13 protein-coding genes are annotated in these 14,940 nt (G+C 59.9%); 4 read left to right on the forward strand and 9 right to left on the reverse strand.

What is annotated here, in order from left to right; translation table 11 throughout:
- Window positions 1–420 precede the first annotated feature (420 nt).
- Window positions 421–1,158: a response regulator transcription factor gene (locus SELIN_RS12885; RefSeq protein ID WP_013507080.1), complete on the forward strand. Its 738-nt coding sequence runs from the start codon at window positions 421–423 to the stop codon at window positions 1,156–1,158.
- The gene (locus SELIN_RS12890; protein ID WP_013507081.1) at window positions 1,155–2,711 is read left to right on the forward strand and encodes a sensor histidine kinase; all 1,557 of its coding nucleotides are present in this window, start codon (window positions 1,155–1,157) and stop codon (window positions 2,709–2,711) included. The genes SELIN_RS12885 and SELIN_RS12890 overlap by 4 nt, the downstream gene beginning before the upstream one ends.
- A gap of 21 nt (window positions 2,712–2,732) precedes the next feature.
- Here the strand turns inward: SELIN_RS12890 and SELIN_RS12895 are convergent, their stop codons facing one another.
- On the reverse strand, window positions 2,733–4,013 hold the full coding sequence (locus SELIN_RS12895) for a methyl-accepting chemotaxis protein (protein ID WP_013507082.1): 1,281 nt from the start codon (window positions 4,011–4,013) through the stop codon (window positions 2,733–2,735).
- A 365-nt stretch (window positions 4,014–4,378) separates the two neighbouring features.
- On the opposite strand from SELIN_RS12895, the gene gloB reads away from it, so the two are divergent.
- The gene (gloB, locus tag SELIN_RS12900) at window positions 4,379–5,158 is read left to right on the forward strand and encodes a hydroxyacylglutathione hydrolase (RefSeq protein WP_013507083.1); all 780 of its coding nucleotides are present in this window, start codon (window positions 4,379–4,381) and stop codon (window positions 5,156–5,158) included.
- Between the two features lie 747 nt (window positions 5,159–5,905).
- Here the strand turns inward: gloB and SELIN_RS12905 are convergent.
- From SELIN_RS12905 to cobO, 5 genes are all read right to left on the reverse strand, one after another.
- Complete coding sequence (locus SELIN_RS12905; protein ID WP_013507084.1) at window positions 5,906–6,526, reverse strand: protein-L-isoaspartate O-methyltransferase family protein; 621 nt, start codon at window positions 6,524–6,526, stop codon at window positions 5,906–5,908.
- Window positions 6,527–6,529: 3 nt separating this feature from the next.
- Window positions 6,530–7,939: a deoxyribodipyrimidine photo-lyase gene (gene phrB / locus SELIN_RS12910; RefSeq protein ID WP_013507085.1), complete on the reverse strand. Its 1,410-nt coding sequence runs from the start codon at window positions 7,937–7,939 to the stop codon at window positions 6,530–6,532.
- On the reverse strand, window positions 7,936–8,250 hold the full coding sequence (gene cutA / locus SELIN_RS12915) for a divalent-cation tolerance protein CutA (protein WP_013507086.1): 315 nt from the start codon (window positions 8,248–8,250) through the stop codon (window positions 7,936–7,938). The genes phrB and cutA overlap by 4 nt, the downstream gene beginning before the upstream one ends.
- A gap of 176 nt (window positions 8,251–8,426) precedes the next feature.
- A complete protein-coding gene (locus SELIN_RS12920) occupies window positions 8,427–8,765 on the reverse strand; it encodes a nucleotide pyrophosphohydrolase (protein WP_013507087.1) in 339 nt (112 codons plus the stop codon).
- A 259-nt stretch (window positions 8,766–9,024) separates the two neighbouring features.
- Window positions 9,025–9,705, reverse strand: a complete 681-nt coding sequence (gene cobO, locus SELIN_RS12925) for a cob(I)yrinic acid a,c-diamide adenosyltransferase (protein ID WP_269493427.1) — start codon at window positions 9,703–9,705, stop codon at window positions 9,025–9,027.
- A 304-nt stretch (window positions 9,706–10,009) separates the two neighbouring features.
- On the opposite strand from cobO, the gene typA reads away from it, so the two are divergent.
- A complete protein-coding gene (gene typA / locus SELIN_RS12935; protein ID WP_013507089.1) occupies window positions 10,010–11,848 on the forward strand; it encodes a translational GTPase TypA in 1,839 nt (612 codons plus the stop codon).
- Between the two features lie 131 nt (window positions 11,849–11,979).
- Here the strand turns inward: typA and SELIN_RS12940 are convergent, their stop codons facing one another.
- The 3 genes from SELIN_RS12940 to SELIN_RS12950 are packed head-to-tail and all read right to left on the reverse strand — an operon-like array spanning window position 11,980 to window position 14,939.
- Window positions 11,980–13,704, reverse strand: coding sequence for a YcaO-like family protein (locus tag SELIN_RS12940; RefSeq protein WP_013507090.1), 1,725 nt, complete (start codon window positions 13,702–13,704; stop codon window positions 11,980–11,982).
- Window positions 13,705–14,376 (reverse strand): 2-C-methyl-D-erythritol 4-phosphate cytidylyltransferase, encoded by a 672-nt coding sequence (ispD, locus tag SELIN_RS12945; RefSeq protein ID WP_013507091.1) that lies wholly within the window; start codon window positions 14,374–14,376, stop codon window positions 13,705–13,707. It abuts the gene before it with no gap.
- Window positions 14,367–14,939 carry a class II aldolase/adducin family protein gene (locus SELIN_RS12950; protein ID WP_013507092.1) on the reverse strand — a complete coding sequence of 191 codons (573 nt, stop codon included), beginning with the start codon at window positions 14,937–14,939 and terminating at the stop codon, window positions 14,367–14,369. Before SELIN_RS12950 ends, ispD begins: the two co-directional genes overlap by 10 nt.
- Window position 14,940 lies beyond the last annotated feature (1 nt).

A 14,940-nucleotide genomic window follows, 5' to 3' on the forward strand; every position in this document is an offset into this window, starting at 1 on the left:
AGCGTTCCAGTCGGCGCGTCCTGGCTGGGCCAGCACACGGGGGAGAGGCAGAGGAAAGCCGTTCCCCCCTGAGCCCGTCCGGTGAGTGCGACGCCTGGCTGGTAAGACCCGAACGGGACACCTGCAGGAAGCAGGTGGTCCGGCAGCACTGCAGGGACGCAGTGGTCAGGCAACGCAAAGAGGCCCAGGTGCAAGGCGCGGGCGAAGAGAGGAGTGAGGCGTACTCCCTGTACGTCGCAGTGACGAGCGATGCCCTGCAACGCAGCAGATGGGCCTCTTTGAGCAGCCTGCTGCCGGATCTCCAGAACAGGCGAGCAATGAGCCGGATAAACGGGCGTTCGGGGGGAGGGGGGAAGACTTCAGTTATTCAAAAGCTTTTTCCTTCCTGCCGGTTTTCCATTATGCTCAGGGGTGCATGTTATGAAGTACTTCATCGAGGATGCCCCTGTGCCAATGAGCATTTCCGCCCGTGAGGTTCTGCGCAGCCAGCTGCTCCTGTTTGCCGAGGACGATGACCAGACCCGCCAGATGTTTCTGCCGTATTTTTCTGCCATCTTTCAGAGGGTGCTTGAGGCACAGAACGGCATTGAGGCTCTGGAAATGTACCAGATTCACCAGCCACCCGTGATGGTGGTGGATATTGATATGCCCTACCTGAGCGGCCTTGAACTGATCAAAAAACTGCGGCGCGAAAATGCAAACTGCCGCATTATCATCACCAGCGCCTACACGGATCAACGTTACCTGCTGGACGCGGTGGAGCTTGACATCAGCCGCTATCTGGTGAAACCCATATTCAAAAATGACCTGGATACGGCCCTGGAGAAGGTTGCCCGCGAAATTGCCGGTGAGCTGGGGAAGGCCATCGGTTTTGGCGATGGCTGGCAGTATGATCCCGCCACCCGCTGCCTGTCCCTTCAGGGCACGATTATCGACCTGACACCCCTGGAGCGGCAGCTTCTGCATCTGCTGATTACCAACAGCCACCGGGTGGTGGAATACGCGGAAATCGAGAACCGGGTATGGTGTGACCGCGACATGACCCACGACGCGCTGAAAAGTGTCGTTCGGGAGTTGCGGCGCAAGGTGGGGCGATCCTGCATCCTGAATGTTTCGGGGACGGGTTACCGCTTTTGCGATAACGGAGGAACGTCATGACCAAAGCGCTGTCAACACGCCAGACTCTGGTGCTTCTGGTGGCTGGCATGGCACTGCTGGCAGGAACAGGCTCCATGGCCTGGGTGATGATGGACCCCTGCCCATTTCTGCTCAGCTCCTCTGTCATTCGTCTGATGGCCTGCCTGATCGCGGTGGCTATCTATCTTCGCTGGCGCGACTGGCGCATCCTGCCCCTGGCTCTCATGTTCTTCCTGATGGCCTTGCGCCAGATGTTCACACTCCTGAGCAGCACCTACGGCATTGACGAGCCCTGGCTGGTGCAGACCCTGGTGGAAGGGCCGGGCTTTGTGGTTACGGTGCTGGCTTTGCTGGGGGTGCTCTACCTGTGGCGGGTCTTTGCCAATCAGGCCAGGGCCGAAGCGGCGGAAGCCGAGGCTGCTCACAGGCGCCGCCAGATCCATCAGATTCTCGACTCCCAACCTTCCCTGGTTGCCCTGGCCGACAGTTCCACGGTGCTGAGCGCCAATCGCAGTCTGCTGGATTTCATGGGGAGCGACTCCCTGGAAGCACTGGGGACTTCGGTGCAGTGGCTGCGGGATCTGTTTGAAAAGGGGGGAGCGCTGGAGCCGGGACAGAGCTGGGGCGACTTTTTAATCCCGTTTCGTCAGAAAGATATTGCCGAAGTGCGTTTGCACCTGGCGGAGAAGGACGGACAGCCACGGGTTTTCCTGGCCCGCCTCTGCCCCTTTGCCGACTCCACAGAGGAGATTATTGTCACCCTCTTTGATATTACCGCCCTGGAAGCCTATCAGCGTGAGCTGGAACAGCGCCACACGGAGCAGCGCCATATGCTGGTTCAGCAGTCCCGACTGGCGGCGCTGGGAGAGATGACGGGTGTCATTGCCCACCAGTGGAAGCAGCCCTTGAACACCATCAACTGGCAGGTGCAGATGCTGCAGGAGCAGGTCGCGGAGCTGGACAATCCCCGCACCGCCGCGGCCAGCCAGTCGCTGCAGTCCATCCTGGGCCAGCTGGACTTTATGAACCGCACCATCACCAATTTCCGCAACTTCTTTCATCCCCAGGCGCAAGCCACCCGTTTCAACGTCTGCCAGGCGGTGAATCAGGTCATGGAGCTGCTGCAGGTGGAATTCCGCAAACACCATATCCACTTTGACCTGCAATGCGACGTGGAGGGACTCAATGTGTGGGGCCGCATGAATGAGTTTCAGCAGGCTGTCCTGAATATCGTGGTCAACAGCCGGGATGCCATCACGGCTCTGCGACGCAAACGCATTGAGGCCGATGGCGCCAAGGCGGGCAGGTTTGATGGAGTGATCCGGATTACCTGCCGGCACCCTGATGAGATGCTGGAAATGACCATCACCGATAACGGCGGCGGCGTCAGCGCCGAGATACTGCCCCGTGTTTTCGAACGCTTTGTCAGCGCCAGACAGGATGAGGATGGAAGCGGCATCGGTCTGTATGTCGCAAAGATTATCATTGAGGAGCATATGGGCGGCTCCATCTGCCTGGAAAATGGAGAAACCGGCGCGGTGGTAAGCCTCCGGATTCCCGTCAGCCAGAACTGACGGGAATCCGGAATTTCTCCACTATGGCTTCACCGAGACCAGTCCGCGAGAAGCGGTTTTTCCGTCAAAAAAGCTGACCAGATCGACCAGTTCCCCAGCTTCATTCAAGAGCCGCAGAGCCACCTGGGCCACTTTTTCATTGGCATTGCGGGTACTGTCCCAGGTCTGCTCATGGGTCTGGATGGTGTGCATGATCTCCTGGGTCATGCCGGCCATGCTGAGGATTTCCTGCTCCATGGAGCCAATAGTGGCGGTGGTCTCCCGGGCTTCCTGGGAGATGACCACAGTGTGTTCGCGGCTCTGGGTAGCCTGCTCAATGGCGTCGGCGCAGCGCAGGCGCATTTCGCTGGAGAGAGTGTCGATCTCCTTGGCGGTCATCATGGTCATTTCGGCCAGTTTGCGCACTTCGTCTGCCACCACCGAGAAGCTTCTGCCGTTTTCTCCGGCCCGTGCCGCTTCAATGGCGGCGTTGAGAGCCAGCAGGTTGGTCTGGTCGGCAACTTCGTGAATGGAGCGGATAAAGTTGCCGATCCGGTTGGAACTGTCTTCAAGCTTTGCCATCAGATGGGTCAGACGGTCCAGTGACTGGGTAATGGTACCCATGCGCTCAATGGTATCGCGTACCTGGGCGGCTCCGCGCAGGGTAATGTCTTTCATCTGCTGAGCTTCCTGCTCCGCATTGTGCAGCTTTGCGCTGATATGCTCCATCAGCTTCACCAGGCTCTCGTTACTGTTGAAGAGTTCCTGACTGGAGCCATCCAGCTCACGGGCACTGGTGCTGATGATATCGGTGGACTGGCGCACTTTGCCAGTTACATCCCGCAGGCTGCTCAACAGCCGATCCACGGCATTGCCCAGCACATCACGGGGGCCGCGGGACAGCGCTTCCTGCTCCAGGTTACCCTCGCTGGCCTGCTCCAGGGTTCTCGCCTTGGCGTCCAGGTCCGCCAGAAAGCGGTTAAAGGCGCTGGCCACATCGCCTATCTCGGTTCCCCGTTCAACTTCCACCCGCTGGGTCAGATCACCGCTGCCGGCAATGCTGGTGACGGTGGAAATGGTATCCACCCAGCTCATGCGCGCGCCATGCTCACTGACGTTCAGGCCCACCTCTTCATCTTCAGGGGAGGCCCGCACCATGCCCGTTTCCAGCAAAGTGAACCCTGCCTGCATGATAAACACCAGCGCTGTGGCAATCAGGATCCACAGCATATCTATATTCGCCTGGGTCACCAGATCTTCCGGCACTCCCCACGCACTCCCCGTAAACGCAAGCACACCCATGACAACTGGTACGACTTTCACGCGCTCCCTCTTCTCCGAGGCAGAGCAAGCAGCCAGCGCACATCGTCCACCCCATGGAAATTGATCTATCTCACCTTATAGACATGACTTACCAGATAATGTCAACAGGAAAATACTGTGTAGGAAATATGACAAGCGTAAATATGACAGGAAGTTAGGCGAAATGACACCCTGATTCCAGAGACTTGCCTCGCCTAACGTATTTCAAAAGAAACAACTATCCGGTTGGAATTGCAGACAGCGCGAAAAGGCAGTACATTGCCGCAAGCAAAGGCGTCCTGAAAAAAATTCACAATGTCATAAAGCTAACACAAGCTTTCTCGGCAACTTACACAGGACTTCCCCGCCGAAAAAGGAGCGTACCCATGAAAATTATCCCCATTCCCTGCGCCCAGGACAACTACGCCTACCTGATTCTCTGCGAGGAGACCGGAGAGTCAGCAGTGGTGGATCCATGCCAGTTCGCTCCCGTCGATCGCGTCATCAGGCATCATGATATCCGCCCCACGGCCCTGCTGTGCACCCACCACCACGCCGACCATGTGGGTGGTGTGGAGGAGCTGCTGCAGGCGTATCCCGGCCTGCGGGTGTGGGCTCACACTTCAGACCGTGGGCGCATCCCCGGTCAGAACGGCTTCGCCAATGACGGTGATACCCTCACCGTCGGCAAGATCCCGGGGCGTGTCCTCCATACCCCCGGCCACACCAGGGGAAGTGTGGTGTATCACTTTGATGGCGCCGCCTTTACGGGGGACTCCCTGTTCAGCGCGGGCTGTGGGCGACTCTTCGAGGGCAGTGCAGAGCAGATGTACCACTCACTGAACGTCAGGCTGGCCAGCCTGACGGATGATGTGGCCATCTACTTCGGCCACGAATACACCGAAAGCAACCTGCGCTTTGCCCGCCATGTTGAGCCATCCAACCCGGCGCTGCTTGGCTACCACGACGAAGTACAGGCCCTGCGCCGCATGGGCAAAGCCACCACGCCTTCCACCATGGGGCAGGAGCGACTGATAAACCCCTTCCTGCGCTGTCATACCGAAGACGTTCAGGATTACGCGCGGCGCTTTCTGGGTGAAGTGGACCAGGATCTGGACCCCGCAGAGGTATTCGGCATACTGCGTGGGCACAAAGACCGCTTTTAATAACTGAGGTTTCGCATCCTTGCCGCCTTGGCTTCAGGCATTACTGTTCTGATGTTTGCACGCGAAAATAGTATTGATTTTGCATGCTTGACTCATCTGGTATTTCTCTTTTCGTTTGTGGATATTGTCCTTTTTGACCGCGCAAAAAGGACGCAAAAACGCGCCCCCCGAACGCCCGTTTTTTCCGGCTCGTTTGCTCGCCTGTTCTGGAGATCCGGCAGCAGGCTGCTCAAAGAGGCCCATCTGCTGCGTTGCCGGGCACACGGGGGAACTGTCTGCTTCTGCCTCTCCCCCGTGTGCTGGTCCAGCCAGGGCGCGCCGACTGTCAGGCTGCTGAAAAGCCCTCATCTGCGGCGTTGCTCACAAGTGCTCGTCGCTGCGACGTACAGGAAGTACGCCTCACTCCTCACCTTGCTTGCGCCTTGCACCTGAGAACTTTTCAATTGCCTGCATAACGCTATGGACCCGCAGGGTTGCCGCCATGACGGCGGCAACCGCAAACCTAAAGCCACGGAGGGCGGTTGTTTGCGGTCCCCAGTTCCAGGCAAGCGGGCGGCTGAAAAGGACAGCACTGGGGGGCGCTTCCCAGCCACTTTTGGCGACCCAAAAGTGGCAAAAGAAACTCATAAACAGGGTGAGGGCAATGTTAAGCGACGCAGTCTGTGCAGAACCATTTCTGCCATTAGAACATAGCATCAGGGTCAGCGCAGACAATCGCCGCGGGGTGCGAAAGTTCAGTAAGAAGTGTTACAAAAGAGGTACAAAGGCGAAGCCGGGGTGCTCCCAGGACTGCAGAACGCCGTCTTCACCCTTGTGGAGATGCCAGATGGAGCCCGCCACCGGGATCACCAGGTTCCCGTTACAGGCCAGCTGCGGCAGAAGCTGCTGTATGGCTTTCTGACTGGCAGCGCCAGCGGAGACGAGAATGCGGTCGAACACCTGCCCCGGCTGCCCCAGCTCTCCGGGGGTTGCCTTGTCAATGGCTGCCTGGGGAAAATCCCACAGGCTCAGATTCTGCTGTCCCAGCTCCACCAATGCGTCAATCAGCTCCAATCCCTGCACGAAACCCTCGGCACCCACCACATGGGCCAGCAGAGCGGTGGTCCAGCCTGACCCCGAACCAATATCCAGCACGCGATTGCCCGGCTGAGGCTGCAACCGTTCCAGCATGAAGGCCACGGTCCAGGGCTGGGAGATGGTCTGGCCATGACCGATGGGCAGGGGGTGATCCTCATAGGCGTTGAAGAAAAATTCCTCGGGAACAAAGCTGCGACGATCAACAGCGCGGAAGGCTTCCACCAGGGCTGGAGTTTTCAGAACCCCCCGCTGTTTCAGATGCTCCACCAGTTGCAGATTGGAATCAGGCACAGGTCACCTCGGCTTCAGGTTGCGGGAGAATGCGTCAATGGCCCGCTGGCGGGCCACTTTATGGTCCACCATGGGCCGGGGATAATCGATGTTGGGCCTCAAAAGGCCGCTGCTGTCATGGGGTTCGTGGATGTATTTCTCGTCAAGCTCTGCCAGCTGAGGCAAAAAGTGGCGGATGAACTGCCCGTGGGGATCAAAGCGCTTTGACTGGGTGGTGGGATGGAAGACGCGGAAGTAGGGTACGGCATCGGTGCCGGTGGAAGCGGCCCACTGCCAGCCACCATTGTTGGCGGCCAGGTCGCCATCCACCAGGTGCTCCATGAAGTAGCGCTCGCCCCAGCGCCAGTCGATAAGCAGATCCTTGGTGAGAAACATGGCGCAGATCATGCGCAGGCGGTTGTGCATCCAGCCGGTGGAGTGCAGCTGTGCCATGGCGGCATCCACGATGGGGTAGCCGGTGCGCCCCTCACACCAGGCGGCGAACTCCCCTTCATCATAACGCCAGGCTACGGTTTCCGTATGCTCCTGAAAGGCGCGGTTTGTACTGACCCGTGGAAAAGCGCGCAGAATGTGCTGGAAGAACTCCCGCCAGATGAGTTCACTGAGCCACACCCGCGCCCCTTCACTGCCCCCGTTGGCCAGTTCCAGAGCCGCGCTGACACACTGGCGAATGGACAGCACCCCGCAGGCCAGGTAGGGCGAAAGGGCGCTGGTACCCTCTATGGCGGGGAAATCCCGATCCAGATGGTAGCGGCGGATGGGGCCGTCCAGAAAAGCCTGCAGGCGGCGCTGGGCCTCGGCCTCCCCGGCGGGCCACAGGTGGGCCAGCGGGTGGGGGATATCCGTGGGAAGTGCAGCGCCGTCGCCGGGGAAAGGGTGCGGCTGCGTATTTACGATGGGAGCAGGCGCAAGCAGGGCCGGATTTTCCACCACCAGCTTCAGCCAGGCCTTCTGGAAGGGGGTGAAGACCCGATAGCACTCCCCGCGACCACTGCGCAGCTGCCCGGCGGGAACCACCACGTGGTCACAGCAGCGCCGCACCTCCATGCCGTTTTCCCGGAAACATCGCTCCACCGCCATATCGCGCCGCCACTCATCGATGGCGTACTCCTCGTTGAAAAAGAGCCTGCGCGCGCCGGTGGTGCGAGCAAGCTTCAGCAGTGCCTCTGGCACAGCGGCAAAGTCGTGGCAGTCCAGAACAAACAGGGGAATACCCACGGCCTGCAGCTGCAGGCGCAGGCACTCCAGATTGCGCAGCAGAAAATCCCGGCGCACCGCAGCCATGTGGTGGCGCTGCCACTGTCGCTGGCAAAGACAAAAGACGGCCAGTACGGAACCGCCTTCCGCAGCAGCCGCGCCCAGGGCACGCTGATCGCTTATGCGCAGATCATTGCGCAGCCAGACCAGGTTCACCTGGTACTCTCGCCGATCCACTGCAGAAAAGCCGGATGACCACCAGCCACCGGCAGACTCACCACACAGGGGCAGTCGTAGGAGTGCAGCTGCACCACCCGCCGGGCAAGCTCATCCACCAGCTCTGGACGGGTTTTGGCCAGAAAAGCCACCTCGCCCCCCTCCTGCACCGCCCCCTCCCACCAGTAGAGGGAAGTGATGCCACCCAGAATATTCACACAGGCAGCCAGCTTCTCCTCCACCAGGACATGGCCAATGCGGCGGGCCTCCTCCTCGCTTCCGGCGGTCATGTAGACGATAGTTGCGGACATGGTCCCTCCTTTTCACAGAGTGCTGAAAAACTCGTCACTCTCACAGTGACGCAGGTAATTGAAAAATCCACAGGTGCAAGGCGCCCGCAAAGCGAAGAGTGAAGCGTACTCCCCGTACATCGCAATGACGAGCGACAGTGGGCAACACCGCAGATGGGGGGGGGGACAGCAGCCTGTCAATACTCCGTATACTTCCGGGCACTCCCCTTTACCAGCTCCGCCGGGTATTTGGCGGCGCTGGCCTGCAGTTTTTCCATGGCGCAGGCCTGGGGGTCGAGACCCAGCTTGTCGCACAGGTTGACCAGAAAGATGAGCACGTCGCCCACCTCCTCACTGACCCGCTGCCGCTGCTCCGGGCTCAGGTTGCGACTCTGCTCCTCGCTGAGCCACTGGAATATTTCCAGCAGTTCGGCGGCTTCCACACTCAGGCCCATGGCCAGGTTCTTGGGGGAGTGAAACTGCTCCCAGTCGCGTTCGCGGCAGAACTGCCGAATGCTTTCTTTGAGGTGTTGCATGATGCCTCCGGTGCAGAGCGTATTGCATGTCATTACTGAGTTTTTTGAATGCAGGAAAGTCCATTTCCTCTCGCGGAGCCGCTGAGAACACGGAGGAGATGGGCAGCCAGATCAATGTCCCTTGTATTTGCTCAGCACGTCCCGAGTGAGCAAAGCGAACAGGCGTCAAATATTGCCTTTTCTCTTAATTGCCTTTCTTGGAGTGCTTTGTGAGCTTGGTGTGAGACCCTCTTTTGTCTTCCGATGACACCGTGAAGCGTTACATTTCAATGCCGGTTCGCGCGGGAACTCCGGCGTCAAAGTAGTGGCGCAGCGGGACCATTTCCGTGACCAGATCAGCCAGTTCCAGAATGGGCGCGGGCACATTGCGTCCGGTCAATACGAGCTCGACGGAATCAGGACGGTTGCGAATCAGCTGAACCACCTCTTCCACGGCCAGCACGCCGGCACCCATGGCGCCGATGATTTCGTCCAGGATCACCAGCCGATACTGTCCACTGTGCAGGGCCTCCCTGGCCCTCTGCAGGCCATTACGGGCGCGGGCCAACTCGTCTTCGTCCGGAGCGCCCATGATAAAGCGCCCACTGCCGAAGGTTTCATGGACAATGCCTCCCTGCAGCATGGCAATGGCTTTGGCCTCCGAAGTATCCGCCGTCTTGATGAACTGCCCCAGGTAGACCCGGTATCCCGCCCCGACACAGCGCAGGGCCAGCCCGAGGGCGGCGGTGGTTTTGCCTTTGCCATTACCTGTATAGATCTGCACGTAGCCCCTGTCTTCGCCCATGGTGCCTCCTGAGTTCTCGCAAGCTGTTGGTTTGCGGTTATTGTGCAGCAAAAGTGATTGCCATTCAAGGGTGAGGAGCCCTGAAGCAGCAGGCCGTTCCCCCCTGAGCCCGTCCGGTGAGTGCGACGCCTGGCTGGCAAGACCCGAACGGGACACTCACAGGAAGTGAGTGGTCCGGCAGCACTGCAGGGATGCAGTGTCTGCAGGATCTCCAGGACAGGCGAGCCAACGATCCGGAAAAACGGGCGTTCGGGGGGCGCGTTTTTGTGTCCTTTTTGCGCGGTCAAAAAGGGCAAGAATTCGCTGATATGCCGTGGGGGATTCCCCATTTTCGCACTCTTCACGCTTTCCTTTTTTTCAGGCCTATTTCATTTTGCCTGATGTTATGGTAAAGACTTGCCTTCCCGAATATCCGCGAAATACTTTACCAGATTCCAGACACAACAGGAGAACGTCCCCCATGTCCCAGCTCAGCACCAATGATTCCATCCGCAATATCGCCATTATCGCCCATGTCGACCACGGCAAGACCACGCTCGTTGACCAGATTTTTCGCCAGAGTGGTCTCTTCCGTGACAACCAGTCCGTGGATGAGCGGGTGATGGACAGCATGGATCTGGAGCGGGAACGAGGTATTACCATTGCCGCCAAGAACTGCTCGGTGCGATGGGAAGGCGTCAAGATCAATATTCTGGATACTCCCGGCCACGCCGATTTCGGCGGCGAGGTGGAGCGGGCCCTGGCCATGGTGGACGGTGCCATTCTGCTGGTGGACTCTTCGGAAGGCCCCCTGCCCCAGACGCGCTTTGTACTGAAAAAGGCTCTGGATCTGGGCCTGAACATTGTGGTGGTCATCAACAAGATCGACCGTCCCGACAGCCGCATTGATGAAGTGCTGGAGGAGATTTACGATCTCTTTATCGATCTGGACGCCAATGACGAGCAGATCGACTTCCCCGTCCTCTACGCCATCGGCATTCAGGGCATCGCCAAGCACAAGCTCGAAGACGAATCCACGAACCTGAAACCCCTGATGGATACGATCCTCCAGAAGATTCCCGGCCCCCGCCACAACCCCGTTGAACCCTTCCAGATGCTGGTGGCCGACCTGGGCTACTCCGATTACCTGGGCCGCCTGGCCATCGGCCGCGTCGCCCACGGCACCATGGAACGCAACACCGCCCTGGTGTGCATTGGCGAAACGGGCGAGCAGCACTCCCTGAAAATCAAGAAGGTGCAGGTCTACGCTGGCCTGGAGATGGAAGAGGCCGAACAGGTGCAGGCTGGCGACATCCTTATTCTGGCTGGTGTGGAAGATGTGCATATCGGCGACACCATCTGCACCAAGGAGCAACCCAAGGTCCTGCCCCGCCTGCGGGTTGACCGTCCCACGGTCTCCATGCGTTTCGCCCCCAACACCTCTCCCTTTGCCGGCCAGGAGGGCAAACTGGTGCAGTCCACCAAGATCCGCGAGCGCCTGCAGCGCGAAACCCTGCGCTCGGTGGCCATGGAAGTGGAAGAGACACCCAACTCCGATACCTTTATCGTGAAAGGCCGGGGCGAACTGCAGATGGCGATTCTCATTGAAACCATGCGCCGTGAAGGCTTTGAACTCATGGTGGGCAAACCGGAGGTCATCTACCGCCGCGATGAAGGCGGAACCCTGCTGGAGCCCATCGAGGATGTCTATATCGACTGCGAGGAGATTTACCTGGGCGTTATCTCGGAGAAACTCTCCCACCGCAAGGGTCGCATGGTCAACCTGACCAATCGTGGCACCGGGCGAGTGCGGGTGCAGTTCAGCATCCCTTCGCGGGGCCTGATCGGCTATCGCAGCCAGTTCCTCACCGATACCCGTGGCACCGGCATCATGAATTCCATTTTCAGCGGCTACGAGCCCCATCGCGGCGATTTTGCCAGCCGCCTCAGCGGCTCCCTGGTTTCTGATCGCCAGGGCGAAGCCACCGGCTACTCCCTCTACAATATGGAGCCCCGTGGCGTGCTCTTCATTATTCCCGCCACCAAAGTCTATGAGGGCATGATTATCGGCGAGCACAACCGGGACAACGACCTCAACGTCAACCCCTGCAAGGAGAAGAAGCTCTCCAACGTGCGCGCCAGCGGCAAGGACGACGCCATCGCCCTGACTCCCGTACTGCCCATGACCCTGGAACGCGCCATTGAGTTCATCCGTGAAGATGAGCTGGTGGAAGTGACCCCCAAGAACATCCGCCTGCGCAAGGCCATTCTGGACGGACAGGAGCGCCACCGCATGGAAGGCGCTTCCAAGAAGGGATAGCAGACCGCCAGGGTGTGCCGAGCTGAACATGGCAGCCCCGAAGGAATCTGGGTTTTACACAAAAAAGGCCGCGCAGGAAAACTGCGCGGCCTTTTTGCATCTGCGCCAAATACTTCCTTCTGGGCAGATTTTCAAAAGCTTTCCCGGTTGGCCTGCTGAGCATCCACTATTTTCTGGTACGCGCTGAGCACTGCCTGGTGCGGGCTGTTGTTGTCGAGGGGGAGCTCCTCCAGGGCGCTCAGGTGCCCTGCGGCCAACTGTCGGGCCTGGCGCAGGATGTCGGGAGCGATGAGCTCTTCCAGGGGCAGTGGACACGCGCCATCATCCTGCTGGTTTTCCATCAGAACGGTGTGCAGGCAGTGCAGCAGGGCCTGGTTGCGGCCATGGTGGCAGGGGAGCTGGAGGCGCTGTTCCAGCCACTCCAGGGCTTCATCCCGCTCGCCCACGGCCAGGGCAATCAGCATCTTCACGTCACCGCTGAGCATATCCTGCCACAGCAGGCCTTCCTGGTTGGCGGGCATGGCGATTCCCAGGGCTTCCAGCATGGGGCGCCATGGTTCGGGGTCCAGCTCATTCCACTGCTGCCACAACTGATGGATTTCCGGGTACTTCAGGCGGGGCAGGCGCAGTATACGTGGTCGCAGCGGGGCGGCCCGGTAGGTGTTGTTCCACACCAGCTCTTCGGGGGGATAGATTTCGGAAAATCCGGGGGCGATGATCTGGCAGGCGGGAAACCCCAGGTGAGACTGGTCGATGAGGTACAGGTCCTGCCCCATCTCCTGAAAGAGGGTGAGCAGGTCCTGCCACTGCTGATGGCTGTCCGCTGAGCCGTTCCAATGGGTAAAGGCATAATCGGCGGGCTGGCGCAGGCTGTCCATGTGTACCAGTCCGCTGGAGTCGATAAAGTGGGTTTCCAGGTTGCTGGTGCTGGCCACCGCTTCCCGATCCCAGCTGGGAAAGCGCAGGCCCTCGGCGCTGTAGAGGGGGCGTCCCTGGAGGAGTTCGGTGATGGTGCGCTCCAGGCTGACTTCCAGCAGGGGATGGGAGCCGAAGGACCACAGGCAGCGTCCACTGGTCTGTTCCATGAGGACGGCGGCGGTGGCGGGAAAGCGGCCACCCAGGGAGGCGTCCAGCAGCCGCAGGCCGTAACCCTTCTGCTGGAGCTGTTCCACGGCTGACTTCACGGCGGGAAATCCCTGCCATACTTCGGCAGGGATGACTGGCAGGCTGAGGCCCTGGCCGATCATCTGGTACTTGACGGAGCGTTCGATGATTTCGCACAGGGCCTGGACGCGCGCTTCGGCGAGGCTGTTCCCGACGGCCATGCCATTGCTGGCGTACAGGTTGCCAAGCAGGCTGACGGGCAGCCACTGGCGGCTGCCATCGCTGGAGCGTTCAAAGGGCAGGCAGCAGATGTGCCCATCGCCCAGCGGGCCATTGTGGTCCAGCAGGTCGGTGGGTTCCAGTTCGCCGGTGGGGTCGTAGATTTCCCGCAGGTGGGGTGGAAAAATGGCTTCCAGGGAAGCTTCGCTGGCACTGAACCACTGCTCGCGCGGGTCGTAAACCCATGGGGCGTCCTGGCGGGCCAGGTAATAATCGGCAAAGAAGTGGCGGCAGGCCAGGCGCTCGATCATTTCGCCCAGGGCGCTGGCGCGGGCCGCCAGCTCTGTGGTGCCTTTACCGTTGGAGGCCACGGCGGGGCAGTCCCGCTGGGAGAGGCGCACCGAGTAGACGGGGTCGATCTGATGCATCCAGGCCGATTCCTGCAGATCAAATCCCAGGTCTTTCAGAATGCGGGTCATGGCGGCAACGGATTCTTCCAGGGGGGCGTCTTTGCCCGTGATCCAGTGTGACATCTAAAAGCCTTTCAGTATGGCTTCGGCGATGGCCATGTCTTCGGGAGTGGTGATCTTGATATTGCGCAGATCTCCCAGAACAACGGCCACGGGCAGTCCTTCGCGTTCCAGGGCGGAAGCGTCGTCGGTCAGGCCGGCAGTGCCTTTCTCCAGGGCGGTGCGAATGGTTTCGAGGACGAATGCCTGGGGGGTCTGGGCGTGGTAGATGGTGCGGCGATCGAAGGTTCCCTGAATCAGGGGAGGTTCGACGACGACCTTGATGGTGTCATGGGCTTCCACGGCCAGTATGGCCCCGGCGTAGGTGCTGAGCATCTGCTCGAGCCGGACCACCTGCTCGCGGCGTACAAAGGGGCGCACGCCGTCATGGATAAAAACCCGAGCTCCGGCATGGGGAATGGCGCGCAGGGCGGCCAGCACGGAGTCGGCCCGCTCGGCTCCTCCCTCCACCTGGGTGACGGGAACCGGTACCTGTGCCTGTTCCACTATGGAGGTGACCATGGGAGCGTCCTCAGGTCGGCGCACGAGAACATAGGCATCAAAAAAGCCGAAGCTGACGAAGGTTTCAAGGGTGTGCTGCAGAATCGGCTTGCCGGCAAGTTCAAGGTACTGCTTGGGGAGGGTGGCCCCCATCCGTCTGCCCTGGCCGCCGGCCAGGATGATGGCTATTCGCATGGCTGACTCCTTTGCTGATAGTGGGCGGTCATGTAGAGAATACGGCAGATGCTTTCGGTGCAGGAGGCGTACAGCAGCGCTTCGTCCAGATCACGGCCGGCGGCGAAGACGCCGTGGGAGCGCACGATGACGGCGTGCTGCTGCTGCAGTATGCTGGATACCCCTGCGGCCAGTTCGTCGGAGCCGATGGGGTTGGCGCACTCCAGCACGGGAATGCGGGGCAGGTAGTAGCGCCCTTCGGCATCGGCCGGAAGGATCTCATCGTGAAAGGTGGAGAGCACAGTGGCGTGCAGGGCGTGTACGTGCACCACTGCCCCGACGGAGGGGTTGGCGTCGTAAATGGCGCGGTGCACCGGCAGTTCGCGGGAAGCCTGGGGGTGCTCCCCGCCTGCCTCCACCCGAATGACGTCCCCTTCGGTCAGAAAGCCCAGCATGGAGCCCCGGCGGGTAATATGGATGCTTCCATCGGAAGCTCGAAAAGAGATGTTTCCTGAATGTGACGAGTTGAGATCCTTGTCGTAGGTGATCCTGCCAACGCTCATCAGTCTGGCGATACTGTCCATG

The organism is Desulfurispirillum indicum S5 (genome assembly GCF_000177635.2).
Classification (GTDB): domain Bacteria; phylum Chrysiogenota; class Chrysiogenetes; order Chrysiogenales; family Chrysiogenaceae; genus Desulfurispirillum; species Desulfurispirillum indicum.